The 24,044-nt window shown below is 71.5% G+C and carries 25 protein-coding genes; 11 read left to right on the top strand and 14 right to left on the bottom strand.

Translation table 11 applies throughout. The annotated features are described in order from the left end of the window. Positions 1-86: 86 nt before the first annotated feature. Positions 87-497 (top strand): Fur family transcriptional regulator, encoded by a 411-nt coding sequence (locus AF335_RS02530; protein ID WP_102916575.1) that lies wholly within the window; start codon positions 87-89, stop codon positions 495-497. 62 nt (positions 498-559) lie between these two features. Here the strand turns inward: AF335_RS02530 and AF335_RS02535 are convergent, their stop codons facing one another. Both AF335_RS02535 and recO read right to left on the bottom strand, forming a co-directional pair. Continuing rightward, positions 560-1,393, bottom strand: coding sequence for an isoprenyl transferase (locus AF335_RS02535; protein ID WP_102916576.1), 834 nt, complete (start codon positions 1,391-1,393; stop codon positions 560-562). A 30-nt stretch (positions 1,394-1,423) separates the two neighbouring features. Next, entirely contained in the window at positions 1,424-2,170 is a 747-nt protein-coding gene (gene recO, locus AF335_RS02540) for a DNA repair protein RecO (protein ID WP_102916577.1), read from the bottom strand. Positions 2,171-2,418: 248 nt separating this feature from the next. Here recO and AF335_RS02545 point away from each other — a divergent pair, with 248 nt between their 5' ends. Both AF335_RS02545 and AF335_RS34350 read left to right on the top strand, forming a co-directional pair. Further along, positions 2,419-3,159: a hypothetical protein gene (locus AF335_RS02545; RefSeq protein ID WP_102916578.1), complete on the top strand. Its 741-nt coding sequence runs from the start codon at positions 2,419-2,421 to the stop codon at positions 3,157-3,159. Positions 3,160-3,669: 510 nt separating this feature from the next. Then, complete coding sequence (locus tag AF335_RS34350) at positions 3,670-4,278, top strand: hypothetical protein (protein WP_170127562.1); 609 nt, start codon at positions 3,670-3,672, stop codon at positions 4,276-4,278. Positions 4,279-4,617: 339 nt separating this feature from the next. Here AF335_RS34350 and AF335_RS02560 read toward each other — a convergent pair whose 3' ends face one another. Continuing rightward, positions 4,618-5,547 (bottom strand): zinc-binding dehydrogenase, encoded by a 930-nt coding sequence (locus AF335_RS02560; protein WP_102916580.1) that lies wholly within the window; start codon positions 5,545-5,547, stop codon positions 4,618-4,620. Between the two features lie 96 nt (positions 5,548-5,643). On the opposite strand from AF335_RS02560, the gene AF335_RS02565 reads away from it, so the two are divergent. Further along, positions 5,644-6,303 (top strand): TetR family transcriptional regulator, encoded by a 660-nt coding sequence (locus AF335_RS02565; protein ID WP_102916581.1) that lies wholly within the window; start codon positions 5,644-5,646, stop codon positions 6,301-6,303. 59 nt (positions 6,304-6,362) lie between these two features. Here the strand turns inward: AF335_RS02565 and AF335_RS02570 are convergent, their stop codons facing one another. After that, positions 6,363-6,815, bottom strand: a complete 453-nt coding sequence (locus AF335_RS02570) for an ATP-binding protein (protein ID WP_102917005.1) — start codon at positions 6,813-6,815, stop codon at positions 6,363-6,365. Between the two features lie 247 nt (positions 6,816-7,062). Here AF335_RS02570 and AF335_RS02575 point away from each other — a divergent pair, with 247 nt between their 5' ends. Genes AF335_RS02575 through AF335_RS02585 form a run of 3 tightly spaced genes read left to right on the top strand, consistent with a single transcriptional unit; the run spans position 7,063 to position 8,651 of the window. After that, on the top strand, positions 7,063-7,914 hold the full coding sequence (locus tag AF335_RS02575) for a helix-turn-helix domain-containing protein (RefSeq protein ID WP_102916582.1): 852 nt from the start codon (positions 7,063-7,065) through the stop codon (positions 7,912-7,914). 10 nt (positions 7,915-7,924) lie between these two features. Beyond that, a complete protein-coding gene (locus AF335_RS02580; protein WP_102916583.1) occupies positions 7,925-8,104 on the top strand; it encodes a DUF397 domain-containing protein in 180 nt (59 codons plus the stop codon). Positions 8,105-8,153: 49 nt separating this feature from the next. Next, on the top strand, positions 8,154-8,651 hold the full coding sequence (locus tag AF335_RS02585) for a hypothetical protein (RefSeq protein WP_102916584.1): 498 nt from the start codon (positions 8,154-8,156) through the stop codon (positions 8,649-8,651). Positions 8,652-8,685: 34 nt separating this feature from the next. Here the strand turns inward: AF335_RS02585 and AF335_RS02590 are convergent, their stop codons facing one another. Both AF335_RS02590 and leuA read right to left on the bottom strand, forming a co-directional pair. Further along, complete coding sequence (locus AF335_RS02590; protein ID WP_102916585.1) at positions 8,686-9,432, bottom strand: tellurite resistance TerB family protein; 747 nt, start codon at positions 9,430-9,432, stop codon at positions 8,686-8,688. A gap of 198 nt (positions 9,433-9,630) precedes the next feature. Further along, a complete protein-coding gene (gene leuA, locus AF335_RS02595; protein ID WP_102916586.1) occupies positions 9,631-11,412 on the bottom strand; it encodes a 2-isopropylmalate synthase in 1,782 nt (593 codons plus the stop codon). A 379-nt stretch (positions 11,413-11,791) separates the two neighbouring features. Here leuA and AF335_RS02600 point away from each other — a divergent pair, with 379 nt between their 5' ends. Together AF335_RS02600 and AF335_RS02605 are read left to right on the top strand one after the other, a co-directional pair. Further along, the gene (locus AF335_RS02600; RefSeq protein ID WP_102916587.1) at positions 11,792-12,850 is read left to right on the top strand and encodes a M4 family metallopeptidase; all 1,059 of its coding nucleotides are present in this window, start codon (positions 11,792-11,794) and stop codon (positions 12,848-12,850) included. 29 nt (positions 12,851-12,879) lie between these two features. Then, positions 12,880-13,152 (top strand): protealysin inhibitor emfourin, encoded by a 273-nt coding sequence (locus tag AF335_RS02605; RefSeq protein WP_102916588.1) that lies wholly within the window; start codon positions 12,880-12,882, stop codon positions 13,150-13,152. A gap of 45 nt (positions 13,153-13,197) precedes the next feature. Here AF335_RS02605 and era read toward each other — a convergent pair whose 3' ends face one another. The 8 genes from era to AF335_RS02645 form a co-directional block, all read right to left on the bottom strand. Further along, entirely contained in the window at positions 13,198-14,139 is a 942-nt protein-coding gene (gene era / locus AF335_RS02610; protein WP_102916589.1) for a GTPase Era, read from the bottom strand. Positions 14,140-14,401: 262 nt separating this feature from the next. Next, positions 14,402-14,749, bottom strand: coding sequence for a hypothetical protein (locus tag AF335_RS02615; RefSeq protein WP_146045403.1), 348 nt, complete (start codon positions 14,747-14,749; stop codon positions 14,402-14,404). A 50-nt stretch (positions 14,750-14,799) separates the two neighbouring features. Next, positions 14,800-15,150 (bottom strand): cytidine deaminase, encoded by a 351-nt coding sequence (locus AF335_RS02620; RefSeq protein ID WP_102917006.1) that lies wholly within the window; start codon positions 15,148-15,150, stop codon positions 14,800-14,802. Between the two features lie 87 nt (positions 15,151-15,237). After that, a complete protein-coding gene (locus tag AF335_RS02625) occupies positions 15,238-16,113 on the bottom strand; it encodes a helix-turn-helix transcriptional regulator (protein WP_221504903.1) in 876 nt (291 codons plus the stop codon). 157 nt (positions 16,114-16,270) lie between these two features. Beyond that, complete coding sequence (locus tag AF335_RS02630) at positions 16,271-17,584, bottom strand: hemolysin family protein (RefSeq protein ID WP_102916592.1); 1,314 nt, start codon at positions 17,582-17,584, stop codon at positions 16,271-16,273. Further along, the gene (gene ybeY, locus AF335_RS02635; protein WP_102916593.1) at positions 17,581-18,078 is read right to left on the bottom strand and encodes an rRNA maturation RNase YbeY; all 498 of its coding nucleotides are present in this window, start codon (positions 18,076-18,078) and stop codon (positions 17,581-17,583) included. Before ybeY ends, AF335_RS02630 begins: the two co-directional genes overlap by 4 nt. Before the next feature lie 29 nt (positions 18,079-18,107). Beyond that, entirely contained in the window at positions 18,108-20,183 is a 2,076-nt protein-coding gene (locus AF335_RS02640) for a PhoH family protein (RefSeq protein ID WP_102916594.1), read from the bottom strand. Positions 20,184-20,348: 165 nt separating this feature from the next. After that, positions 20,349-21,518, bottom strand: a complete 1,170-nt coding sequence (locus AF335_RS02645) for a carbohydrate kinase family protein (RefSeq protein ID WP_102916595.1) — start codon at positions 21,516-21,518, stop codon at positions 20,349-20,351. Between the two features lie 71 nt (positions 21,519-21,589). Here AF335_RS02645 and AF335_RS02650 point away from each other — a divergent pair, with 71 nt between their 5' ends. Together AF335_RS02650 and AF335_RS02655 are read left to right on the top strand one after the other, a co-directional pair. Continuing rightward, a complete protein-coding gene (locus AF335_RS02650; protein ID WP_102916596.1) occupies positions 21,590-22,930 on the top strand; it encodes a 6-phospho-beta-glucosidase in 1,341 nt (446 codons plus the stop codon). Positions 22,931-23,237: 307 nt separating this feature from the next. Beyond that, on the top strand, positions 23,238-24,023 hold the full coding sequence (locus tag AF335_RS02655) for an HAD family acid phosphatase (RefSeq protein WP_102916597.1): 786 nt from the start codon (positions 23,238-23,240) through the stop codon (positions 24,021-24,023). Positions 24,024-24,044: the final 21 nt, after the last annotated feature.

The following is a 24,044-nucleotide window of genomic DNA, read 5'->3' on the forward strand; positions in this document are numbered from 1 at the left end:
GACTTGGCCACCCGGTCGCGGAGGCTGGCACAATTGGCGGCGCGACATGTGCGGATGGGTGTTCAGGCGAGCTTTTGGAGGCAACTGTGGCGACCGCGGGTCCCCCGGTACGCGGCCGGTCCACCAAGCAGCGGGCGGCGGTCGCCGCCGCGCTCGACGAGGTGGACGAGTTCCGGAGCGCTCAGGAGCTCCATGACATGCTCAAGCACCAGGGCGCCTCGGTCGGCCTGACCACCGTCTACCGCACCCTCCAGTCGCTCGCCGACGCCGGCGAGGTGGACGTGCTCCGCACCAGCGAGGGCGAGTCGGTCTACCGCCGCTGCTCCAGCGGGCACCACCACCACCTGGTGTGCCGGGACTGCGGCAAGGCCGTCGAGGTCGAGGGCCCGGCCGTGGAGAAGTGGGCCGACTCCATCGCCGCCGAGCACGGCTTCGTGGACGTCGCCCACACCATCGAGATCTTCGGCACCTGCGGGGAGTGCGCCGCCAAGCGCTGACCCGCCGTGCACACGAAGGGCCCCGGGCGATGCCCGGGGCCCTCGTGCTTCCACCGGTCACCTCACGCGGTGCCCGGCTCCTCCTCCTGCTGCTGCTCATTGGGGATCGCCCCGCCGAACCGGCGGTCCCGCGAGGCGTATTCCAGGCAGGCGCGCCACAGGTCGCGGCGGTCGAAGTCCGGCCAGAGGACGTCCTGGAAGACCATCTCGGCGTAAGCGCTCTGCCAGATCAGGTAGTTGGACGTGCGCTGCTCGCCCGAGGGACGCAGGAACAGGTCCACGTCCGGCATGTCCGCGTAGTACAAGTACTTGGCGAAGGTCTTCTCCGTGACCTTCGACGGGTCGAGCCGGCCCGCCTTCACATCGGCGGCCAGCGCCTGCGCCGCGTCCGCGATCTCCGCGCGCCCGCCGTAGTTCATGCAGAAGTACAGCGTGAGCTTGTCGTTGTCCTTGGTCTGCTCCTGGGCGATCTGGAGCTCCTTGGCCACCGACCGCCACAGCTTGGGCATCCGGCCCACCCAGCGCACCCGGATGCCGAGCGCGTCGAGCTGGTCGCGGGTCTTGCGGATGAAGTCGCGGTTGAAGTTCATCAGGAAGCGCACCTCGTCCGGCGAGCGCCGCCAGTTCTCGGTGGAGAAGGCGTACAGGGAGATGCTCCCGACGCCCATCTCGATCGCGCCCTGCAGCACGTCCAGCACCCGCTCGGCGCCGACCTTGTGGCCCTCGGTGCGCGGCAGGCCGCGGTCCTTGGCCCAGCGGCCGTTGCCGTCCATGACGATCGCCACGTGCTCGGGGACCAGCTCGCCGGGGATCTTCGGCGGCCGCGCCCCGGACGGGTGCGGGTCGGGTGTGCGGTAATCGCGTCGGGAACGGCCCAGAATGCCGCGTCGTGCCATGCGTGCCACTACTCCTTGGTCCCTGTTTCCCTATTTCTCGACATACCGGAGCGAACGGAGGCCCCGCTCCAGGTGCCAGTGCAGATACGCCGCGACCAGGCCGCTGCCCTCTCTGACATGGCGCGCCTCACAGGCGTCCGCCGTCGCCCAGTCCCCCGTCAGCAGCGCGCCGAGGAGCTCGATCGACTCCGAGGAGGGTACGACGCTTCCCGGAACCCGGCACTCCGCGCAGACCACACCGCCCGCGGCGACCGAGAAGAACCGGTTGGGACCGGGCATTCCGCACTTGGCGCAGGCTCCGAAGCTGGGCGCGTAGCCGTTGACGGCCAGGGAGCGCAGCAGGAAGGCGTCCAGGATCAGGTGCGGGGCGTGCTCGCCCGCGGCGAGCGTCCGCAGGCCGCCTACCAGCAGCAAGTACTGCTGTACGGCGGGCTCGCCCTCGTGGTCGGTGAACCGCTCGGCGGTCTCCAGCATGGCGGTGCCGGCGGTGTAGCGCGCGTAGTCGGTGACGATGGCTCCACCGTACGCGGCGATGGTCTCGCTCTGGGTGCAGAGCGGCAGACCGCGGCCGACGAGCTCGCCCCCGCGCGCGAAGAACTGCACGTCCACGTGGGAGAAGGGCTCCAGCCGGGCCCCGAACTTCGATTTCGTGCGGCGCACCCCGCGGGCGACGGCCCGGACCCGGCCGTGCCCCCGGGTGAGCAGAGTGATGATCCGGTCCGCCTCGCCCAGCTTCTGGGTGCGCAGCACGATGCCGTCGTCGCGGAACAGACTCATGGAGCCATTGTCCCGTACGGGCGAGGTGGGACGGACCGGGGTGGGGCGGGAAGGGACCGGGAAAGGGGGCAGGACAGAGGGCGGCACAGCGGGCAGGACAGGGGACGGCACAGGAACGGACTGAACCACTCCGAAACCGCAGGCAGAATGTGCGCCATGTTGATCTCTCCCCCGATCTCCTCGCCATCCGGGAGCGCCCGTTGAGAACGGCCCGTCCGCGTAGCCGGAAGCGGCCGCCTGCGATAGCCGTGGCCCTTCTCGGCCTGCTTTGCGCCCTCATATCGGCGTACGTCCTGTTCGTCACCGTGCCGGACAAGCGCGCCGACGGCCGCGCCTTCGCGACCGCGCCGGCCTGCCTCCAGGCCGATCCGTCCACGGAGTGCCGGCGTCCGGACGCGGCCACGGTCCGGGACACCGCGACCGAGGGCGAGGGCAGGTCGGCCCGGCACTGGCTGACGGTCACGGAGAAGGACGGGCCCTCGTACCGGCTGGACATGATCGGCTCGCCCAAGGTGTTCGGGACGGTGCGGGCGGGTGACCAGGTGACGGTGACGTCCTGGCGGAGCAAGGCCCGCTTCGTCGAGTTCAAGGGCGCCCGGCAGTACACGGCCGACCAGCCGAAGGACGGCTACCGCCTCCCGCTCTCCTGCGGCCTGGCCCTGCTGGCCCTGAGCGGCACGCTCCTCCGCCTCACCGTGCGCTGGACCCGCCGCCCGGCGACGGCTCCCGCGTTCGGCTACCGGGAGGTGATCCTCCCCGGGGTGGCGGGCCTATGGCTGACGGCGGCGGCGTTTATGTCCCCCCTGGTCACGGACTCGGCCCAGACGGGCCTGCTCCTGGCGGCGGCCGGGGGCGGGGGGCCGGTGCTGGTGGTGTCGTTGTGGCGTGCGCGCATGCGGCGTGAGCCGCGACGGGGGTTTCCCCTACCCGCCCCTTCCCGAATGTCCTCAATCGCCGGACGGGCTGATTTCAGCCCGTCCGGCGATTGAGGACACCGCGCGGAGCGCGGAAAAGGGGGCCCGGGGCGCCAGCCCCGGTTCGGGAAGGGGCGGGGTGGGGACAAAGCCCCGCGCAGCGGACCCACACCGCCCCACCCCCACCCACCTCAGCGCCTCCCCGCCCCCCACCCCGCGGCCGAAGCAGCATCACCGCCAACACCGCCGGCGCCGTAATCAGCAACGTCATCGTCACCAACGTCAGCCCCCGCTGCATCTTCTTCCCCGAAGTCCCCGTCGCATCCCGGTAGTTCGGATGCGCGGGAAACCGCGGCGGAACCACCGCAGGCGGCGGAGCCGTACGGAACGGCGGCGGCGTTTCCGTCGACGGCGCGGCGGCCGGCGGCGCGGGAGCGTTCCCGATGGGTACGGGCCCGGGTGGCACGGCGGGAGCGGCAGGGGCGGGAGGAACGGGCGCTCCGGGCCCGGGCGCGGGCTCCTCGGGAGCCGCCGGAGGGGCGGGCGCCGCGGGAGCGGGCGGTACGGGGGCGGGCGCCGGTGGCGGTGCGGGCACCTCAGCTGCGGGGGGCGCGGGAGGTGCGGGAGGAACGGCAACTGGCGGCGCGGGAGCGGCGGGAGCGGGCGCGGGAGGAACTGCGGCGGGCGGTGCCGCGGGGCGGGTGCGGGAGGAGCGGGGCTGCGGGGGCGGGCGCGGGAGGGCGGGCGCGGGCGCTGCGGGGGCGGGCCCGGGAGGAACCGCAGCGGGAGGCGCGGGAGCGGCCGGCGCCGGAGGGGCAGGAGCCGGAGGGGCAGGGGCGGCCGGGGCGGGCGCGGGAGGGGCGGGCGCGGGAGGCGCAGGAGCCGGAGCAGGCGGCGCGGGTGCGGGAGGCGCAGGTGCAGGCGGAGCGGGCGCAGGCGGCGCAGGTGCAGGCGGCGCAGGTGCAGGCGGAGCGGGCGCAGGCGGCGCAGGTGCGGGTGGAGCGGGGCCGGAGGAGCGGGGCGGGCGGGCCGGAGCAGGTGGCGCGGGCGCGGGAGGAGCGGGGGCAGGCGGAGCCGGGGCCGGAGGAGCAGGAGCCGGAGGGGCCGGAGCAGGAGGAGCGGGCGCAGGCGGCGGAGCCGAATCGCGGCACTTCAGCCACGCGTTCGCATCCACGGCCACGACATGCGCCTTGACGTCCAGGCACCCCTGCCCGTTGTCCACCAGGTCGGCTCTGACCGCCCCGCCCAGCAGCTCCGCGTCGACCCGCGACGGCGGATGCCGAGGCAGCAGATCCGGCAGACCGGTGACCAGCGCGTCCACCACCGGCGCACCGCTCACCCCGACGTTCGCCCCCGCGTCGGCCGCCACCGCCTCGCCCGTGCACACGAGCACCGCGGTCATGGCCAGACCTGCCGCATACCTTGCCCTCAGGCGTCCCCTCACGCGGAACAGGCTGCGCGCCCGCGCGGTCGTCCAGTCCCCGTTCGCCCCGGAGTTCATCCGATAGACGGAACACCCGCCCAATCGTGCGATCAGGCGATGTCCAGAATCGCCTTCCCGTGCAGCCGCCGCTGGAGAAGGGCGTCGACGGCCTCGGCTGCCCCGCCCCAGCCGCCCCGCCACGAGATCTGCGGTTCGAGCTCGCCGGCGGCGACCCGGTGGGCGAGCCAAGTCAGATCGGACGCGAGGCCCGAGCACTCCGGCAGGGAAAAGGTGACGATCGAGCGATCGTGCCGCCCGTTGTCGGCGAAGAGCGCGCCGAAGGGGAAGTTCTCACCCTGGTGCGCGGAGTGCCCGACGGCGACCAGCGTGCCGCCCTGCGCCAGGAGCCCGTAGGCGTCGACGAGTTGCTGCCCGCCCACCATGTCCACGACGCCGTCCACCGGCTCTCCCACCGCCTGGGGCCCGGCCACGACCTCGTGCGCCCCGGCGGCCCGCAGGCTGTCACCGTGCTTGTCCGGGTCCCCGGTGGACGCGATGACGTGCGCTCCCCCGAGGCGCGCGAGCCGCACCGCGTACCGGCCGGCGCCGCCCGTCGCGCCCGTGACCAGTATTCGCCTGCCCAGGATCGGGCCGACCCGGTGCAGAGCGCGCAGCGCGCTCGCCCCCGCGACGGGGACCGTGCTGACCGCCCCCGGATCCGCCCCGGCCGGGACCGTACCGATCCAGTCGGTGTCCACGGCACGGAGTTCCGCCCACGCCCCGGCCACGCCGAGCGTGACGACGGGCGTACCGGCCGCCGGCCCGGACCCGTCGGCGGCGGCCCGCTCCACCACTCCGGCCGCGTCCCAGCCGAGAACGGCCCCGTCCGGCGCCTCCTGCAGCATGAACCGCACCTCGCCGTAGTTGAGGGACGTCGCCGTCACCCGGATCAGCGCCTGGTTCGGGGCCGGTTCGGGATCGGGCGCCTGACCGAGGCGCAGTCCGGCGGGGGCGGAACGGTCGACGAGCAGAGCACGCATGGCGGTGCACCCTTCACTGAGGATCAAGGAATCCAGTTATGCCACTGAGTGGCATAAGCGCGCAAGTGGCACTCGCCTCTCGGATACGATCACCCCATGACCGCTGAGCCCCCGCCGTCCGGCGACGCCCGCCTCCCCCTGCGCGAGCGCAAGAAGCTGCGCACACGGCAGGCGCTGATCGACACCGCCCTGGAGCTGTTCACCGCCCGGGGCTTCGGCGGGGTGACCCTCGACGAGCTCTGCGACGCGGTGGAGATCTCCAAGCGCACGTTCTTCCGCAACTTCGCGGGCAAGGAAGACGTGGCCATGGCGCCCACGCAGGATCTGTGGCGGACGTTCCTCGACGACCTGGAGACCCGCGAGCCGGGCGACCGCCCGGTGGCCGAAATGCTCCAGGAGGCCCTGTTCGCCTCGCTTGAACGAATGACCGAGGACGGCTGGGCCCACCGCGTCCTGCTGAGCCGGCGACTGGCGGGGAAGACCCCGTCCATGGACGCGCACGGCCTGCACTTCTGCCACGGGACGAGCCGTGCGGCTCTCGACATCCTGCACCGCCGGTTCCGCTTCGACGCCCCCGACGACCTCCGCCCGCGCCTCGCCCTGGACTTGCTGATCGCCGCCTCCCACTGCGCGATCGAGCAGTGGACGAACCGGCCGGGCACGCCCACCCGCGAGGACCTCGCGACGGACCTGCGCGCCGCGTTCGCGGCGCTGCCGGGCAGTCTGACGCTGACGGCCGCCGTACGGGCGGAGTAGGCGGGCCCGGGCGCCGGGCCGGGCGGCAGAGCCGACCCGGGCCGGGCGCCCCTCCCCACTCACCCCACGGACGAATCCCGCAGCTCGAACCACACCCGCTTGCCCACGAGCGTGAGCCCGTCCCACTCCCACGCCACCCCGGACGCCTCCGACAGCCGCTGCACGAGCATCAGCCCCCGCCCGCCTTCCGCGTCCACGGCAGCCTCACGCCGCCACGGGAGCCGACCGGGGTCGGTGTCGCTCACCCCCACGACCACGTGGTCGTGATGCACGGCCACCTCGACGGCGAGACTGGTCACGCGCGCGTGCCGCACGACGTTGGAGACGACGTCGGACACGCAGAGGCAGGCGTTCTCGATGAGGGCGTCATACCCGCTCGCGACGAGCGCGGCGGCGACGAACTCCCGTGCGACGCGGGCGGTTCCCGGCCAGGCGGGAGCCGTGAACCGGTAGTTGGACGCAGGTTCCGCGCCGTCGGTAGTGCGGGGACGGTCGAGCGTTGCCGTACTCATGGGGTCTCCCTTGAGGCTGATGACGATCTGCCGCGCCTTGTCGACACCCGTGGCCCGACTGCCGCAAACCCACAACTGGCATGCAGACAGCTGCACTTCGAGATGCCCCAGCGACATCACGCGATGTGAGCCAGACCATAGGGCACATGCATGTGACCACTCAAGCGAAGGCCAACGCCTGTGCCCCTTCGGTGGACCCGCAAGACTGTGCGCTGCACACTTGGCACGCAGACCAGAGAGGGAACCCATGCCACCCCGGAGCAGCCCAACCGCGAGGCAAGCACGGCTCGGCGCCGAGCTCCGCAAACTGCGTGAATCAGCTGGCCTACTCACACGAGCGGCCGGTGAGCTGCTCGGCGGAAACCAGGCGCAGATCAGCCACATCGAGTCCGGGCGCTGGGGCGTCAGCTCCGAGCGAGTCCGACGGTTCGCCGCCATCTATTCGGTTGCCGATTCCAAGTTGATCGCCGCTCTCTGCGCCATGGCAGATGAGCGAGGCAAGGGTTGGTGGGAGAGCTACCGAGCAGCCCTGCCTGTGGGGTTCCTCGACATCGCGGAGCTCGAACACCATGCGCAATACTTGCGGGCCTTCCAGACGCTCACCGTCCCGGGCATCTTCCAGACCGGGGACTACGCGCGCACGATCTTCAGTGGCCGTATTCCCGCACTGCCCGCCGCCCAACTCGATGTCAGGGTCGAACACCGCGTGCGGCGGCGTGCCATCTTCGAACGACCCACCCCGCCGCCCTTCGAGGCGATCATCCACGAGGCCGCCTTGCATGCGCTCTACGGCGGCCGGAACGTGGCTCGTGAGCAGCTGCGTTACTTGCTGGAGGTCTCCGAATGGCCCACCGTGGAGGTGCGGGTCATTCCGTTCACCACCGAAGAGTTCATCGGGTCCGCCCAGAGCATGCTCTACGCGGGCGGAGTCGTCCCGCAACTGGACACAGTGCAGCTGGACTCCACCTACGGTTCGATCCTCCTGGACGCCCCGTCGCAGCTTGCCAGCTACCGGGCCACGTATGACGCGCTCGAACGCGTATCCCTAGAAGTAGACGAGTCCCGAGATGTCATTTCCCGTATCGCAAAGGAACTGTGAGCGGCTCGCGATGAGCGGATCCATAACGTGGCAGAAATCCTCGTTCTCCGAGGCCGAAGGCAGCTGCGTCGAGCTGAGACGTCACGATGGGCACGTCGGGATCAGGGAGAGCGAGCATCCCGAGGCCGTTATCTACACCACCCCCACAACCGCCCGCGCCTTCCTGACCCGCGTCAGACAGCTCCCGTAACGGACACCCCACCACCCCGGGCTCGTCGAGCCCGCACCCGGAGGCGCACATGAACCACCCGTCACAGAACGCCCAACAGACCCCCCTCTGGCACAGATCCCTCCACTCCACATGGATGCTCGCCGCAGGCGTCATCCTGGCGGCAGCACTCCTCACAGTCGCGTTCCTCGACGCGGAATACCGGTCGGTGTCCCTGGTCCTGCTCCTGGCCGCCGCGAGCTTCCTCGCCGTAGGCGCGATCAAGGTCTCGGTCACGCCGCGAGGCGTCGCGGTCACCTCGGCTCTGCTGCCGTTCCTGCGTCGGCGCATACCGCTGCACCGGATAGACCGGGCCGACGCCCGCTGGACCCGGCCGATGGAGATCGGCGGCTGGGGATATCGCTGGAAGCCGGGGCTCCGTGCCGTGTCCCTCCGTGAGGGCGACGCCCTCTGGCTCACGCTGGATCGGGGCAAGCAGTTCGTCATCACCATCGACGACGCCGGAACGGCCGCCGAGCTGATCAACAGCCATGCGCCCGCCGCCCGCGAGGGGCGGGAAACGCGCTGACGACCCCCGCCCGGGACGCCGCCCAGGCCCCCGCCTAGGACGCCGCCGGCCGCGCCGCCGCCAGCAGCCGGTCCGTGTCCTCCGGACACAGCAGCAACGCCCGCCCCACCGTCGCCAGAACCTCCCGCTCCGCCGGCCGGTACGGGCCGTCCGCCAGGGCGATCCGCGCGCCCTGGAGCAGGATCGTTTCCCGGCCCGCCGGGGCGAGGTGCGGAGCCAGTGGTTCCAGGGCCTCGTGGAGTTCGATGGCGAGTGCCGTGCCCCGGGGGTCGAAGCCGTCGCGCCCGCAGCCCGCCGTGCCGTCGCCGAGGCCGCCGCCGCCCGCGTACATGCCGGGGAGGCGCCCCGTGTCCGCGGCGAGGGCCTCGATGAGGGTGATCAGCTGTTCCTCGCTGCAGTCGACGAAGCCCGCGGCCCGTACCGCGCCGACCGCCGCGCGGCGGACCGTACGGGCCTCGGTGCCACCCGCGGCGAGGACGGCCAGGGCGACGGTGTGGACCGCGTCGCGGAGCATCGCGGAGAAGCGGGTGGTGGTGGGGTGGTCGAGGACGTCCATGCCGTAGCGGGTGCGGCAGGCGGTGCACTCGACGACCGGGCCCACCGGGCCGCGCGGCAGCAGTGGGACGCCGAACGCGACGAGACGGCGGCGGCCGGTGCGGCGGCGGTAGTTGCGGTCGCCCCCGCACCCGGGGCAGTAGAACTCGCCGTCGCCGACGGTCCGCCATACGGTGCGCACGCCCACCACGCACCGGTCCGGACCGGATCGGCCTCGCGCGTACATCACGGCGCACCTCCATAACGCCACGACCCCATGGTCGCGTTGACGTGATGTTAGCCACATCGTTGATGTGGCGTCAGTACCCCGTGCGCTGAGTCCGGGCGCCAGTTGGCCGAATACCTCGCCGGGCCACCGGATACGGTGGATTCGGCAACGGCCGCTTGACGCCCGGACCGGACCCGGCCGGGCCGGGCGCCGGCCTCAGCCGCGGTGGGCGCGGTTGACCGCCGAGACGACGGCCTTGATCGAAGCGCGGGTGGTGTTGGGGTCGATGCCGATGCCCCAGAGGACCTTGCCGTCGATCACGCACTCGATGTACGAGGCGGCCTGGGCGCTGGCGCCCTCGCTCATGGTGTGCTCGGTGTAGTCGAGCAGGCGGGCGTCGACGCCGATGCCGGCGAGGGCGTCGAAGAAGGCGGAGATCGGACCGTTGCCGGTACCGGTCAGAACCGTTTCGGCACCGTCCACGACCGCGTCGACGGTCAGAACGTCGGTGTCCTCGCCAGCGGTGGTGGTCTGGTGGGAGCGGAGGGCGATCCGGCCCCAGGGGTTGCCGGCCATGGGCAGGTACTCGTCCTGGAAGACCGACCAGATCTCCTGCGGGGTGACCTCGCCGCCCTCGGCGTCGGTCTTGGTCTGGATGATCTTCGAGAACTCGATCTGCATCCGGCGGGGCAGTTCCAGCTTGTGGTCGTTCTTCAGGACGTACGCGATGCCGCCCTTGCCGGACTGCGAGTTGACGCGGATGACGGCCTCGTACGAACGGCCGACGTCCTTGGGGTCGATGGGCAGGTAGGGGACGGCCCACTCGATGTCGTCGACGGTCTTCCCGGCGGCGGCCGCCTCGGCCTCCATGGCCTCGAAGCCCTTCTTGATGGCGTCCTGGTGGGAGCCGGAGAAGGCGGTGTAGACCAGGTCGCCCGCGTAGGGGTGGCGCGGGTGGACCTCCATCCGGGTGCAGTACTCGGCGGTACGGCGGACCTCGTCGATCTGGGAGAAGTCGATCTGCGGGTCGACGCCCTGGGAGAAGAGGTTCATGCCCAGGGTGACCAGGTCGACGTTGCCGGTGCGCTCGCCCTGGCCGAACAGGCAGCCCTCGATCCGGTCGGCGCCGGCCATGATCGCCAGCTCGGCGGCGGCGACGGCGGTGCCGCGGTCGTTGTGCGGGTGCACGGAGAGGCAGATGTGCTCGCGCCGGGAGAGGTTGCGGGACATCCACTCGAAGCGGTCGGCGTGCGTCGAGGGGGTGGAACGCTCCACGGTGGCGGGCAGATTGAGGATGATCTCGCGGCCGGCCTCGGGCTGCCAGACGTCCATGACGCCTTCGCAGACCTCCAGGGCGAAGTCCAGCTCGGTGTCGGTGAAGATCTCCGGCGAGTACTGGTAACCGAAGACCGTCTCATCGCCGAGGATCTTCTCGGCGTACTCGGCGACCAGCCGGGTGCCGTCGACGGCGATCTGCTTGACCTGCTCGCGGGAGCCGCGGAAGACGACGCGCCGGAAGACCGGGGCCGTGGCGTTGTAGAGGTGGACCGTGGCGCGGTGGGCGCCGCGCAGGGACTCGACGGTCCGCTCGATCAGCTCCTCGCGCGCCTGGGTGAGGACGGAGATCGTCACGTCCTCGGGGATCGCGCCCTCTTCGATGATCGACCGTACGAAGGCGAAGTCGGTGGCGCCGGAGGAGGGGAAGCCGACCTCGATCTCCTTGTAACCCATGCGCACCAGGAGGTCGAACATCTCGCGCTTGCGGGCCGGGGACATCGGGTCGATCAGGGCCTGGTTGCCGTCACGCAGATCGGTGGAGAGCCAGCGGGGGGCGGCGGTGATCCGCCGGTCGGGCCAGGTGCGGTCGGGGATGTCGACCGCCTCGTAGCGGCCGTACTTGTGGACCGGCATTCCGGAGGGCCGCTGGGTGACGGTGGCGGCGGTGACGGGCGTGGGGCGGCCGACGGCCACGGTCTCGGAAGTGCGGGGCTCGGGCATCTGCGTGGGGCTCCTCGGGTGTCCGCGTGGACGGCCGACGGGGGCTGGCTGCACCGGGCGGGGCGACCACAGCACCGAACTCCGCGGGGAGGGGGTCGGCCTACGACTGCAAACCCTCACCGCGGCAGCTAAGGAGAAGCAGCCCGTAACGCATGATGTCCAGCACGCTAACCGAGGCGGCCGCGATGCGGAAGGTGCGTATCAGCATGCGGGACACGGCCCGGTCGCACGAGTGGCGTCGATGGCACGCGCGCGCCCGGCGGTACCGCGGGGAGGAAATGCGGAATCGCTGTCCTTCAAATGATAGCCAACCACTCGATTTAATTAATCGCGACGCCAAGCAGTGACAAACCGGAGACTCGGTGCCACATTGCACGCCATGAAACGCGCTATCCATCCGGTCTTCTGCACGATCGTGCCTCCGCACGTCCTCGACAAACTCGCCCAGTCGGAGGACCCGACGGTCTCCGGGCCCGCCCGGCGCACCCTGGAGCACGACTCCCTCCAGCGCACCCGGCGCCGGATCACCACGCTGCGCGGCGCCGCCGCGCCCACGGGCACCCCCTCCGACAAGCCGCAGCGCACCATCTACGACGCGGGGCACCAAGAGGTCACGCCCGGCCGCAAGGTGCACGCGGAGGGCGACTCGCCGGTCAAGGACGCCACCGTCAACCGCGCGCACGCGGGGCTGGGCGCCACCTTCGACCTGTACCTCAAGGTGTACGGGCGGCACTCCATCGACGACTCCGGGCTGCCACTGGACGCCACCGTCCACTACGGCGAGAAATACGACAACGCGTTCTGGGACGGCTCCCAGATGGTCTTCGGTGACGGGGACAACGACCTCTTCCTGGATTTCACTATTCCGGTTGATGTCATCGGCCATGAGCTCACCCACGGAGTCACCCAGCACACGGCCAATCTGGAGTACTACGGCCAGTCGGGCGCGCTCAACGAATCCGTCTCGGATGTCTTCGGCTCGCTGATCAAGCAGTACGCGCTGGGGCAGTCCGCCGACCAGGCCGACTGGCTGATCGGGGCCGGGCTGCTGGGCCCGAACGTGGACCGGGGCGTGGCGCTGCGCTCGATGAAGGAGCCGGGCACGGCCTACGACGACAACGTGCTGGGCAAGGACCCGCAGCCGACCACGATGGAGCACTACGTCAGGACCTCGCGCGACAACGGCGGGGTGCACATCAATTCCGGCATCCCCAACCACGCCTTCTATCTGCTGGCCACCGACCTCGGCGGCAACGCCTGGGAGCGGGCCGGGAAGATCTGGTACGCCACGCTGACCGGCGGCGAGCTGTCGTCCGACGCCGACTTCGCGGACTTCGCGCGGCTGACGGCGGCGACGGCCCGCAGCCTCTTCGGCGAGGGGGACGAGATCCAGGCCGTGCTCAAGGCGTGGTCGTCGGTGGGGGTGCCCGCCTCGTAGCGGCGGGCGAACGGGGTAAGGATGGCGTCATGCGGATTGCCATCACCCGAACCGGCGGTTTCGCCGGTATCGAGCGGCGGGCCGAGCTGGACACCACCGGCCGGCCCGACGCGACCCATGTACAGGCCCTGGCCCACCGGGCGCTCGCCTCGGCCGCCGAGGAGGGCACGGCGGTGACCGGGGTGCCGGACGGCTTCCGGTACGAGATCAGCGTGGACGGCCGTACGATCCACTGCGCCGACCCGCACCTCACCCACGATCAGCGTGAGCTGATCCGGTTTGTGCTCAAGGAAGGCGCCTGACGCGGGGCCGCGTCAGGCGTCGTCCACGGTGAGCGGCGGCGAGGCTCAGAAGCCGAGCTTGCGCAGCTGCTTGGGGTCGCGCTGCCAGTCCTTGGCGACCTTCACATGCAGATCGAGGTAGACCGGGGTACCGAGGAGCGCCTCGATGTGCTTGCGGGACTTCATACCGACCTCCTTCAGCCGGGAGCCCTTGGGGCCGATGATGATGCCCTTCTGGCTGGGGCGCTCGATGTAGACGTTGGCGTGGATGTCCAGCAGCGGCTTGTCGGCCGGGCGGTCCTCGCGCGGCAGCATCTCCTCGACCACGACGGCGATGGAGTGCGGCAGCTCGTCGCGCACGCCCTCCAGGGCGGCCTCGCGGATCAGCTCCGCGACCATGACCTGCTCGGGCTCGTCGGTGAGGTCGCCCTCGGGGTAGAGCGGCGGGCTCTCCGGGAGCAGCGGGGCGATCAGGTCGGCCAGCAGCGCGACCTGCTTGTCGCCGACGGCCGAGACCGGGACGATCTGCGCCCACTCGATGCCCAGCTCGGCGCCCAGCTGCTGGATGGCGATGAGCTGCTCGGCGAGCTGCTTGGAGTCGACCAGGTCCGTCTTGGTGACGATCGCGATCTTCGGGGTCTTCTTGATCCCCGCGAGTTCCTTGGCGATGAACTTGTCACCGGGGCCGAGCTTCTGGTCGGCGGGCAGGCAGAAGCCGATCACGTCGACCTCGGCCCAGGTGGTCCGCACGACGTCGTTGAGCCGCTCGCCGAGCAGGGTGCGCGGCTTGTGCAGCCCGGGGGTGTCCACCAGCACGAGCTGGGCGTCCGGGCGGTGCACGATGCCGCGCACGGTGTGCCGGGTGGTCTGCGGCCGGTTGGAGGTGATCGCGACCTTCGTCCCCACCAGTGCGTTGGTCAGGGTCGACTTGCCCGCGTTGGGGCGGCCGACGAAGCACGCGAAGCCCGCGCGGTGAGGGGGCTGGGAGGGGGAGGCAGCACTGTCCATACGGGGTATTCTCCCCGATCCGTCGGCGGGTGCCGACCAGTGGGCGGGTGGTGGGTTCCGTGCGGGCCGTATGCCCTGCGGGCGGCCCTTTCCCCTACCCGTCCCTTCCCGGAACCGGGGGCTGCGCCCCCGGGCCCCCTTTCCGCGCTGACGCGCGGTGTCCTCAAGCGCCGGACGGGCTGATTTTCAGCCCGTCCGGCGCTTGAGGACATTCAGGAAGGGGCGGGGTGGGGAACAGGCCCGCCGCAGGCGCCCCCACCGCTCAGGCCCGCCGCCTCGCCAGCACGCTCCCCAGCAGAAAGACCCCCGCCACCGGCAGCAGCAGCGCGGCGACGAGCACGATCCAGTCCGTGCCCTCCCCACGCCGCCAGCCGAGGATCAGGGAAGTCCACAACAGCACCGTGGCGGCCACGGGCGTCCACGCGCCCACGGCCTCGGCGCGGGCGGCCGCGCGGGGTCGGCCGCGTGTCAGCAGCAGCTGGCGGATGCCGTGCGGCCACAGGACGAGGAGCCAGGCGGAGGTCGCCCAGTCGAAGCCCTTCCCGAGCGCCCAGTCGATGAGAACGCCCACCGTAAGGATCGCTCCGGCGACCACCAGCGCGATGTTCATGACGCGCGACCCCCGGGCCGCCTCCGGCGCCGCCCGCTCCCCCATGGCGCTCAGCCCGCCGGGAGCGTGGCGCGCAGGGCGCCGTCGGGGCCCGCGAGCAGGACGGGCGTGCCGGGGCCGCCGAGGTCCCGTACGGCGGCCCGGTCCTCGTCCGGCAGGGCCTCGGCCTCGGAGACGACGGCGGCGGCCTCCAGGGACTTCGCCCCGCTGGCCACGGCCATCGCGACGGCGGTCCGGAGCGCGGAGAGGCGGAGGGAGTCGAGGGAGACGGTCCCGGCGACGTACGTACGGCCCGTCTCGTCGCGCACGGCGGCGCCCTCGGGGACGCCGTTGCGGGCCCGCGCGGAGCGAGCCAGCGTGATGATCTTGCGGTCTTCGGGGTCCAGCGTCGTCTCCGTCATAGCGGCGAGCATATGCAGCACGGCCGCCCCCGGGGAGGGAGGGTCCTCACCGGCCCGGGGAGGCTCCTCCCGGGCCTTTCCGCCGCCTTACGGAGAGCCGTATCGGTCCTCGACCGGCGGTATTCCGCCGCTCCTGCCCTCCAGGGAGTTCAGCCACGCCACCTTCGCCGCCGTGCCCGACTCCGGCACCGGGTCGTGCAGCACGATCACCAGGTCCGGCCGGGCCGGTACGGGCAGCCGGGTGGTCTCCAGGTAGAGCGTGCCGACGAGCGGGTGCTCGTACTCCTTCATGGTCCGGACCGGGGGCCGGACGTCGTCGCGCGCCCATATCCCGGCGAACTCGGGGCTCCCGGCCGACGCCTCCGCCACGACCTCCCGGAAGCCCTCGTCGCCGGGGTGCTCCGCGCAGGCGGCGCGGAACCGCGCGACGATGCGCCGGGCGTTCTCGTCCCAGTTGGTGGCGCGGGCCCGGTGTACGGGGTCGGTGAAATAGCTGACCAGGCAGTTCTGCTTGGCCCCGGGGCGGAAGCCGAGCACCAGGCCGGCCGAATCGTTGTGGGCGACCAGGTTCCAGTAGGGGTCCATGATGTGCGCCGGGCGGGGCATCATGCCGTCGACGAGCCTGCGCAGCCCGTCGCGCGGGTACTCCGGGGCGTACGCGGACTCCGGCCGCGGCGGCGGGTTCAGCCCGGCCAGCGCGTACAGCCGGCGGCGCTCCGGGCCGTCCAGCCGCAGCACGCGCGCGACCGCGTCGAGGGCCTCCGGGGGAACGGTGATCTCCCGCCCCTGCTCCAGCCAGCGGTACCAGGAGGCACCGACTCCGGCGAGGACCGCGAGCTCCTCGTGGCGGAGGGCCGTGTCACCGGGGTTCATGCGGGTCCGACAGCTCGTCAGGAAGGCCGCCAGTTCCTGGCGGGGGTGCGGGTGCGGTAGCGGGCGCTCTTCGGTAGGGCTGGCGCTCAACGGCGTCCCTTCGCGTGGTGGTCGGCCCCCACGATAGGCACGGACGTTCGGGGGTTTTCCCCACCCCGCCCCTTCCCGAATGTCCTCAATCGCCGGACGGGCTGAAAATCAGCCCGTCCGGCGATTGAGCGGAGCCGGGAAAAGCCGCCCGCAGGGCCTACCGCGAACCCGCCGCCTCCACCCGCACCGGCTCCACCAGCACCGTCACGATCCGGTTCCGCCGCCCCGCCGCCGACTCCGCCGTCAGCTTCAGCCCCCGCAGCACCGCGTCGGCCAGGCCGTACGCCGCCAGGTCCACCGTCGCCGTCGCGCCCGCGATCGGCACCCGGCCCAGCGACTTCGCCAGCAGGCCGCCGACCGTCTCGACGTCCTCGTCGTCGAACTCCTCCAGGCCGTACAACTGGCCCAGGTCGCCGATGTCGAGGCGGGCCGTGACGCGGTAGCGGCCGTCGCCGAGCTCCTCGACGGGCGGCAGTTCGCGGTCGTACTCGTCGGTGATCTCGCCGACGATCTCTTCGAGGATGTCCTCGATCGTGACGATGCCGGCCGTACCGCCGTACTCGTCGATGACGACCGCGCAGTGGATGCGCTGCTGCTGCATCTCGCGCAGCAGATCGCCCGCGTTCTTGGTGTCCGGCACGAAGACCGCGGGCCGCATCGCCGTCGAGACCAGCTCGGACTCGGCGCCCCGGCTGATGTGGGTCTTCCGGACGAGGTCCTTCAGATAGACGATGCCGACGATGTCGTCCTCGTTCTCGCCGGTCACCGGGATGCGGGAGAAGCCGGAGCGCAGCGCCAGGGTCAGCGCCTGCCGGATCGTCTTGCCCCGCTCTATGACCACGAGGTCGGTGCGGGGCACCATCACCTCGCGTACGAGCGTGTCGCCGAGCTCGAAGACGGAGTGCACCATGCGGCGCTCGTCGTCCTCGATCAGCGATTCCTTCTCGGCCAGGTCGACCATGGCCCGCAGCTCGGCCTCGGAGGCGAAGGGGCCCTTGCGGAAGCCCTTGCCCGGGGTGAGGGCGTTGCCGATGAGGATCAGCAGCTGGGGCACCGGGCCCATGATCCGGGCCAGCGGCAGCAGGACGTACGCCGCCGCGGTCGCGGTGTTCAGCGGGTGCTGGCGGCCGATGGTGCGCGGGGAGACCCCGACGGCCACATAGCTGACGAGGACCATCACCGCGATGGCGACGGTCAGCGCCTGCCAGGTGGTGTCGAACTCGCGCAGGCAGACGTAGGTGACGACGACTCCGGCCGCCATCTCGCAGGCGACGCGCACCAGCAGGGCGACATTGAGATAGCGGGTCGGGTCGGCCGCGACGGCCATCAGCTTCGCGCTGCCGCGCCGCCCGGACCGTACGGCCTCCTCGGCCCGGAACCGGGTGGTCCGGGCCAGGCCGGTCTCGGCACAGGCGGCGAGCCAGGCGACGACGAGCAGCAGGACGGCTACGGCGATGAGCTGCCCGGTCACGTGAACGTGGGGGCCGGCGAGGGCCCCTCGATGCCGCGCTCGGCGCGCCAGCCGTCGACGATCGCCGCCTGGAGGCCGAACATCTCGGCCTTCTCGTCGGGCTCCTCGTGGTCGTAGCCGAGCAGGTGGAGGACGCCGTGGACGGTGAGGAGCTGGAGCTCCTCGTCCATGGAGTGGCCCGTGGGGGCCTCCTCGCCCTGCTTCTTGGCGACCTCCGGGCACAGCACGATGTCACCGAGCAGGCCCTGCGGCGGCTCGTCGTCGTCCTTGGCCGGCGGGCGCAGCTCGTCCATGGGGAAGGACATCACGTCGGTAGGACCGGGGAGGTCCATCCACTGGATGTGGAGCTGCTCCATGGCCTCCGCGTCGACGACGATGACCGAGAGCTCGGAGAGGGGGTGGATGCGCATCCGGGCCAGGGCGTAGCGGGCGACGTCGAGGACCGCCTGCTCGTCGATGTCCGTGCCGGATTCGTTGTTGACGTCGATGGCCATGGTTCGCGGGTCTTCTCGCTTCTGGGGGTCTACAGCGCTTCGCGGCTGTCGAACTGCTCGTACGCGTCGACAATACGGCCGACCAGCTTGTGCCGGACGACGTCGGTGCTGGTGAGCCGCGCGAAGTGGACGTCCTCCACACCGTCCAGGATCTGCTGGACCTGCCGCAGGCCGCTCTTGGTGCCGCCCGGGAGGTCGATCTGGGTGATGTCACCCGTGACGACGATCTTGGAGTCGAAGCCCAGCCGGGTGAGGAACATCTTCATCTGTTCGGCGCTGGTGTTCTGCGCCTCGTCGAGGATGATGAAGGCGTCGTTCAGGGTGTTGTGCGTCAGCAGGTAGTCCTGTGTGACGTACAACGAGTCCTCCGCCGCGACCTGGATGCAGACGGCTTCCTCGCGGCCTGCGGGCTCGATGCTGTCGATGAAACGCATCGGGCGGCCACCGCCCCCGGCCGCGTGGTACTTGTCGCGTTTGCGGGCGAGGCGGAAGGGCTCGATGCCTTCGGGGAGACGGATGTCGACGATATGGGCGTCATGGCGGTGAGCAACCTCGCGGCCGTTCGCCTTCCCGGGCTTCCGTCCTTCGGCCGCCCGGCGACGGGTGTACGCGACACCGCCCAACGACTGCACCAGCGAGATCACATCATCCCGCAGGAGGATCGACGTGGTCGTGTACTGGATGCGACATGTGCGGTCCGCCTGCGAGACCGGACCGCCGTCGGAGTCGAGCAACCCTTGGAGGGCGGCCAGACGCACCTCGGCGGAGTTCTGGAGGTAATCGTCCGGGACGAACTTCGTGTGTGACCGGCTGCCCAGCAGGTCCAGGGTGCGCAGCATTCCGGTGACCGGGTTCTCCAGGGTGACCACGTCACCCTGCGCCTTCACACGGTTCAGGGTGTAGTCGGCCCGGCTCTTCCAGCGCACCTCGACACCGGGCAGAGCCGCTTCCAGAGCGTCGGCGAGCTCCGGGTCCCCGGTGGCGAACCCCGGGGTCGTACGCCCTGTGAGGCAGCCGTCGCCCAGCAGGAGGCCCAAGGCGTACGGGTCCATGGGGACCTCACGCTCGGGGAACTCGACCGGCGCAGTGAGCAGCGGCAGCTCGTAGCGTCGGGCGTGGGCAGCGCGCAGGTTACCGATCATCTCCTTGGTCTCCAGGACCCGCCACGGCTTGTCGCGACGCTTGTCCGAGGCCGTGCGGACCGTCCAGAGGTGCTCGCCGCAGCACAGGGTCCAGGCCCCGTCCTGGGCCGTGACGCGGTAGATGTCCTTCTCGCCCTGCGGATAGACGCCCAGGACCGGGGTGGGCTCACCGTTCGAACCGATGACCAGGTCACCGACCTGGAGGTCCCCGATGGGGCGCCAGCCGTCCGGCGTGAGGACGTTCGTGAAGACGGGCTGCGCACGGCCGCGCATATAGGCCAGCGGCGCCACCTCGATCGTGCCCGCCGCCATCAGCCGCGGGATCGAGTCCGGGTCGAGCATGTCGTGCAGGGCGTCGTAGAGCGGCCGCAGATAGGGGTCGATCTTCTCGTAGAGCGTGCCGGGCAGGAAGCCGAGCCGCTCGCCCGCCTCGACCGCCGGCCGGGTCAGGATGATGCGGTTGACCTGCTTGGACTGGAGGGCCTGGACGGCCTTGGCCATGGCCAGGTAGGTCTTGCCGGTGCCGGCGGGGCCGATGCCGAAGACGACCGTGTGCTTGTCGATGGCGTCGACGTAGCGCTTCTGATTGAGCGTCTTCGGGCGGATCGTGCGCCCTCGGTTGGAGAGGATGTTCTGGGTGAGGACCTCCGCGGGGGTCTCCCCGCCGCCCTCGCCCTCGTCGCGCAACATCGCGATCGACCGTTCCACCGCGTCCTCCGTCATCGGCTGTCCGGTGCGGAGCACCAGCATCATCTCGTCGAACAGGCGCTGTACGAGGGCCACGTCCCCCGGGGCCCCGGTGGCGCTGACCTCGTTGCCCCGGACATGTATGTCCGTGCCGGGGAACGCCTTCTCGATCACGCGCAGGAGGCTGTCGCCGGAGCCCAGGACCGTCACCATGGGGTGCTTGGCCGGGACCGTGAAGCGGGCCGTCGCCTGCGGCTGTGCGGGTGTCTGAGTCATGGGCCGGCTCTGGGGCCTGCTCATCCCTCTTTCCGTGTCTCACTGCGTCCGGTTCTCGGTCCGGCCCGGGTCCGCCGGGCCGGCTTTCGTCCGCTGACCTTGCACGTCAAGGGTACGACGGTCCGCCTGCGGGCCCGAGGGGTTTTACGGGTGGCGGAAGGGGTCTCACGGCTGGCGGAAGCCCAGCGTGGGCACGGCGCGGCGCAGCGGCCAGGGCCGGGCGGCGGCGGGCAGCAGGCCGTCGAGGAAGGCGTAGCGGCGGAGGGTGGCCGGGGTCTGGTCGTCGTAGGACCGCACGTGCTTCCACCAGGCGGCGACCTCCGCCCAGCCGGGCGCGGAGAGTGACCCGCCGAATTCCTGTACGGACAGGGCGGCGGTGAGCCCCGCGAAGGCGAGCCGGTCGGCGAGCGGCCAGCCGGCCAGGGTGCCGGTGACGAAGCCCGCGACGAAGACGTCGCCGGCGCCGGTGGGGTCGAGCGCCTCGACGCCGATGGCGGGCACCTCGGCGCTCTCGCCGGTGCGGCTGTCGACGGCGAAGGCGCCCTTCTCGCCCATGGTGACGACGGCCAGCGGCACCTTCTCGGCCAGGGCCCGGGCGGCGGCGCGCGGGCAGTCCGTGCGGGTGTAGCGCATGGCCTCCTCGGCGTTGGGCAGGAACGCCTCGCAGTGCTCCAGGTCGGCGAGGTCGGCGGGGTCCCAGCGGCCCGTCTCGTCCCAGCCGACGTCGGCGAAGACCCGGCTGCCGCGGCGGGCGGCGGTGGCGATCCACTCCTCCTCGCGGCCGGGCACCAGCAGGGCCACACAGGCGCGGGCCGGGGGCGGGCACTCGGGGGCGGGTTCCTCGGGCGGCGGCGCCTCGTGGCCGTGGGAGACCATCGTGCGCTCGCCCTCGTAGGCCATGGAGACGGTGACCGGGGAGTGCCAGCCGGGGACGGTGCGGGAGAGGCCGAGGTCGATGCCCTCGCCGCGCGAGAGGGCGTCCCAGCAGTACTCGCCGTACATGTCGTCGCCGAAGGCGGCGGCGAGCGAGGTGCGCAGGCCCAGCCGGGCGAGGGCGGTGGCCATGTTGGCGACGCCGCCGGGGCTGGAGCCCATGCCGCGGGCCCAGGACTCGGTGCCGCGCACGGGGGCGGAGTCCAGGCCGGTGAAGATGACGTCGAGGAAGACGGTGCCGGTGAGATAGACGTCGGTCTCCGGGTCACCCTCCCGGCGGACCTCGGCGAGGGGGTCGAGGACGGGTGCCGGACCGGTGCGGCCCTCGGGTTCCGCGGGCCCCGGGAAGCGCTCTCCTCGGAAGGCGGACGGCACCGTCGCATGAGGCGAATGGATCGTCATCCTCGCTCGCTGCTCCTCTCAGGGGATGCGGGTCCGGACAGTCTGCCCGATGCTGCGATACGTTCCGTTCCATGAGGCTGACGATTCTCGGCGGTGGCGGATTCCGGGTTCCTCTTGTGCACCGTGCCCTGTTGGACGACGCGCGGCGCGACGCGCCGGGCCGGTGCACCGAGCTCGTCCTGTACGACACCGACCCCATCCGGCTGAAGGTGATCGAGTCCGTGCTGTCCGCGCAGGCGGGCGACGTGCCCGGCGCGCCGGTCGTGCGGGTCGCGAGAGACCTGGACGAGGCGCTGCGCGGCGCCGACTTCGTGTTCTCGGCGATCCGGGTGGGCGGCACGGCGGGACGCGTGCGTGATGAAAGGATTCCGCTGGGCGAGCGGGTCCTGGGCCAGGAGACGGTGGGCGCGGGCGGGGTGCTCTACGGGCTGCGGACGATCCCGGTGGCGATGGACATCGCCGAGCGGGTCGCGGCGGTCGCCCCGGACGCCTGGGTCATCAACTTCACCAACCCCGCGGGGATGGTGACCGAGGCCATGGAGACCGTCCTGGGTGAACGGGTGATCGGCATCTGCGATTCACCCGTGGGGCTGGTGAGGCGTGCGGCGCGGGCGGTGGAAGCGGATCCGGACGAGGTGCGTTTCGACTACGTGGGCCTCAACCACCTCGGGTGGCTGCGGTCGTTGACGCTGGACGGGCGGGAGCTGCTGCCGGGGCTGCTGGCAAACGAGAAGGCGCTGCTCTCCTTCGAAGAGGGCAAGCTCTTCGGCCCGGAGTGGCTCCAGGCGCTGGGCGCCCTGCCCAACGAATACCTGCACTACTACTACTTCCGCCGGGAGACCCTGCGCTCGGTGCTGGAGTCGGTGGAGACCCGGGGCGAGTTCCTCGACCAGCAGCAGGGCGCCTTCTTCACCTCGGCCGCCGCCGCGCTCGACAAGGCGTACGAGCTGTGGGAGCGGACCCGGCGCCGCCGGGAGGAGACGTACATGGCCGAGAGCCGGGCGGCGAGCGGCGGCTGGCAGCGCGACTCCTGCGACCTGGACGGCGGCGGCTACGAGCGGGTGGCGCTCGCCCTGATGCGGGCGATCGCCGGGGACGAGCGGACCCGGCTCGTCCTGAACGTCCGCAACGGCACGACGGTGCCCGCGCTGGACTCCCGGGCGATCATCGAGACGGTGTGCGAGGTGAGCGCCAAGGGCGCCCGGCCGCTGCCGTGCGCCCCGCTGCGGGAGGACCAGCTCGGGCTGATGCTCCAGCTCAAGGCGGTCGAGCGGGCGGCGATCGAGGCGGCGCTGCGGGGCGACCGGGGCGCGGCGCTGCGGGCGCTGGCGCTGCACCCGCTCGTCGACTCCCCGGCGGTGGCGGCCCGGATCCTGGCGCGGTCGGAGATGTACTCGGTGCCGGCGGCGTAGCGGGAGGACGGGCGTGCGGGGACGGCGCGCGGGCGGCGTCCGCGGCCGGTGTCCGCGGCCGGGCATCGGCACCGCATCGGCACCGCATCAGCATCAGTGTGACGGGAGAGGCCGGGCGGCAGGCGGCCCCGGCGGCGGTCCAGCGCGGTCCGCCGGGGCCCCGGGCCGCCACCCGCACCACCCTCACCCTCCGGCCTGCGGCTTTCTTGACCTACTCATGGGGCGCCGCTGTGACCTCCGTCGTTGACCGGGCCGGTCCGGCCGCTTAGCTTCGCGCTGCACCCGTCGTGTTACCCAGGAGTATGAAGTGCCTTCGAAGCGCAACCGCATCCGTATCGCCGCCGTGACCGCGGCCCTCGCCGCCGGCGCCGGCCTCTACGCGGCGGGTGCGGCCTCCGCCGACCACTCCGCGCCGCGCACGGACAAGGAGATCCCGAACCTCGCGCAGGTCCAGGAGAAGATCAAGGCTTACTACGGCGACACCGTCGACAAGAACGGCCAGCACTTCGCCTCGCCCGACAGCAACTACGCCAAGCAGGTCGCGGAGATCGAGAAGAAGGCCAAGGCCCAGATCGACCGGGCGGTGCGCAACAGCAAGCACACCAAGACCAAGCCCGCCATCGTCCTCGACCTGGACGACACCACGCTGCTCACCTACAACTACGAGCTCCAGCAGGGCTTCCACTTCACGCCCGAGTCGCAGGACGCGTATCTGAAGTCCACCGACATGGCGGCGGTCTTCGGCATGCCCCAGCTGGTCAACTGGGCCCAGTCCAAGGGCGTGACGGTCTTCTACGTCACCGGGCGCGGCGAGCACCAGCGCGACTGGAGCGTGCGCAACCTCAAGAACGTCGGCTACAAGCCGGCCGCCGACCCCGCGCACTTCTTCCTGAAGAACAAGCAGACCCCGCCGGCCTACCTGCCCTGCGGCGCCACCTGCACCACGGTCGAGTACAAGGCGGGCACCCGCAAGCACATCGAGTCCCAGGGCTTCGACATCGTCGCCAACTTCGGCGACCAGTACAGCGACCTCCAGGGCGGCTACGCCGACCGGACGTACAAGCTGCCGAACCCGATGTACTACCTGCCGTAAGGGTCTCCGGAGCCTCCGTAA

Origin of the sequence: Streptomyces eurocidicus (assembly GCF_002891295.1) — a bacterium.
Lineage (GTDB): Bacteria > Actinomycetota > Actinomycetes > Streptomycetales > Streptomycetaceae > Streptomyces > Streptomyces eurocidicus.

Excerpts from the sequence above, each read along its gene's own strand:
- AF335_RS02535 (WP_102916576.1), bottom strand. The coding sequence starts at position 1,393 with ATGGCACGACGCGGCATTCTGGGCCGTTCCCGACGCGATTACCGCACA.
- recO (WP_102916577.1), bottom strand. The coding sequence starts at position 2,170 with ATGAGTCTGTTCCGCGACGACGGCATCGTGCTGCGCACCCAGAAGCTG.
- AF335_RS02560 (WP_102916580.1), bottom strand. The coding sequence starts at position 5,547 with ATGCGTGCTCTGCTCGTCGACCGTTCCGCCCCCGCCGGACTGCGCCTC.
- AF335_RS02565 (WP_102916581.1), top strand. The coding sequence starts at position 5,644 with ATGACCGCTGAGCCCCCGCCGTCCGGCGACGCCCGCCTCCCCCTGCGC.
- AF335_RS02570 (WP_102917005.1), bottom strand. The coding sequence starts at position 6,815 with ATGAGTACGGCAACGCTCGACCGTCCCCGCACTACCGACGGCGCGGAA.
- AF335_RS02575 (WP_102916582.1), top strand. The coding sequence starts at position 7,063 with ATGCCACCCCGGAGCAGCCCAACCGCGAGGCAAGCACGGCTCGGCGCC.
- AF335_RS02580 (WP_102916583.1), top strand. The coding sequence starts at position 7,925 with ATGAGCGGATCCATAACGTGGCAGAAATCCTCGTTCTCCGAGGCCGAA.
- AF335_RS02585 (WP_102916584.1), top strand. The coding sequence starts at position 8,154 with ATGAACCACCCGTCACAGAACGCCCAACAGACCCCCCTCTGGCACAGA.
- AF335_RS02590 (WP_102916585.1), bottom strand. The coding sequence starts at position 9,432 with ATGTACGCGCGAGGCCGATCCGGTCCGGACCGGTGCGTGGTGGGCGTG.
- leuA (WP_102916586.1), bottom strand. The coding sequence starts at position 11,412 with ATGCCCGAGCCCCGCACTTCCGAGACCGTGGCCGTCGGCCGCCCCACG.
- AF335_RS02600 (WP_102916587.1), top strand. The coding sequence starts at position 11,792 with ATGAAACGCGCTATCCATCCGGTCTTCTGCACGATCGTGCCTCCGCAC.
- AF335_RS02605 (WP_102916588.1), top strand. The coding sequence starts at position 12,880 with ATGCGGATTGCCATCACCCGAACCGGCGGTTTCGCCGGTATCGAGCGG.
- era (WP_102916589.1), bottom strand. The coding sequence starts at position 14,139 with ATGGACAGTGCTGCCTCCCCCTCCCAGCCCCCTCACCGCGCGGGCTTC.
- AF335_RS02615 (WP_146045403.1), bottom strand. The coding sequence starts at position 14,749 with ATGAACATCGCGCTGGTGGTCGCCGGAGCGATCCTTACGGTGGGCGTT.
- AF335_RS02620 (WP_102917006.1), bottom strand. The coding sequence starts at position 15,150 with ATGACGGAGACGACGCTGGACCCCGAAGACCGCAAGATCATCACGCTG.
- ybeY (WP_102916593.1), bottom strand. The coding sequence starts at position 18,078 with ATGGCCATCGACGTCAACAACGAATCCGGCACGGACATCGACGAGCAG.
- AF335_RS02640 (WP_102916594.1), bottom strand. The coding sequence starts at position 20,183 with ATGACTCAGACACCCGCACAGCCGCAGGCGACGGCCCGCTTCACGGTC.
- AF335_RS02645 (WP_102916595.1), bottom strand. The coding sequence starts at position 21,518 with ATGACGATCCATTCGCCTCATGCGACGGTGCCGTCCGCCTTCCGAGGA.
- AF335_RS02650 (WP_102916596.1), top strand. The coding sequence starts at position 21,590 with ATGAGGCTGACGATTCTCGGCGGTGGCGGATTCCGGGTTCCTCTTGTG.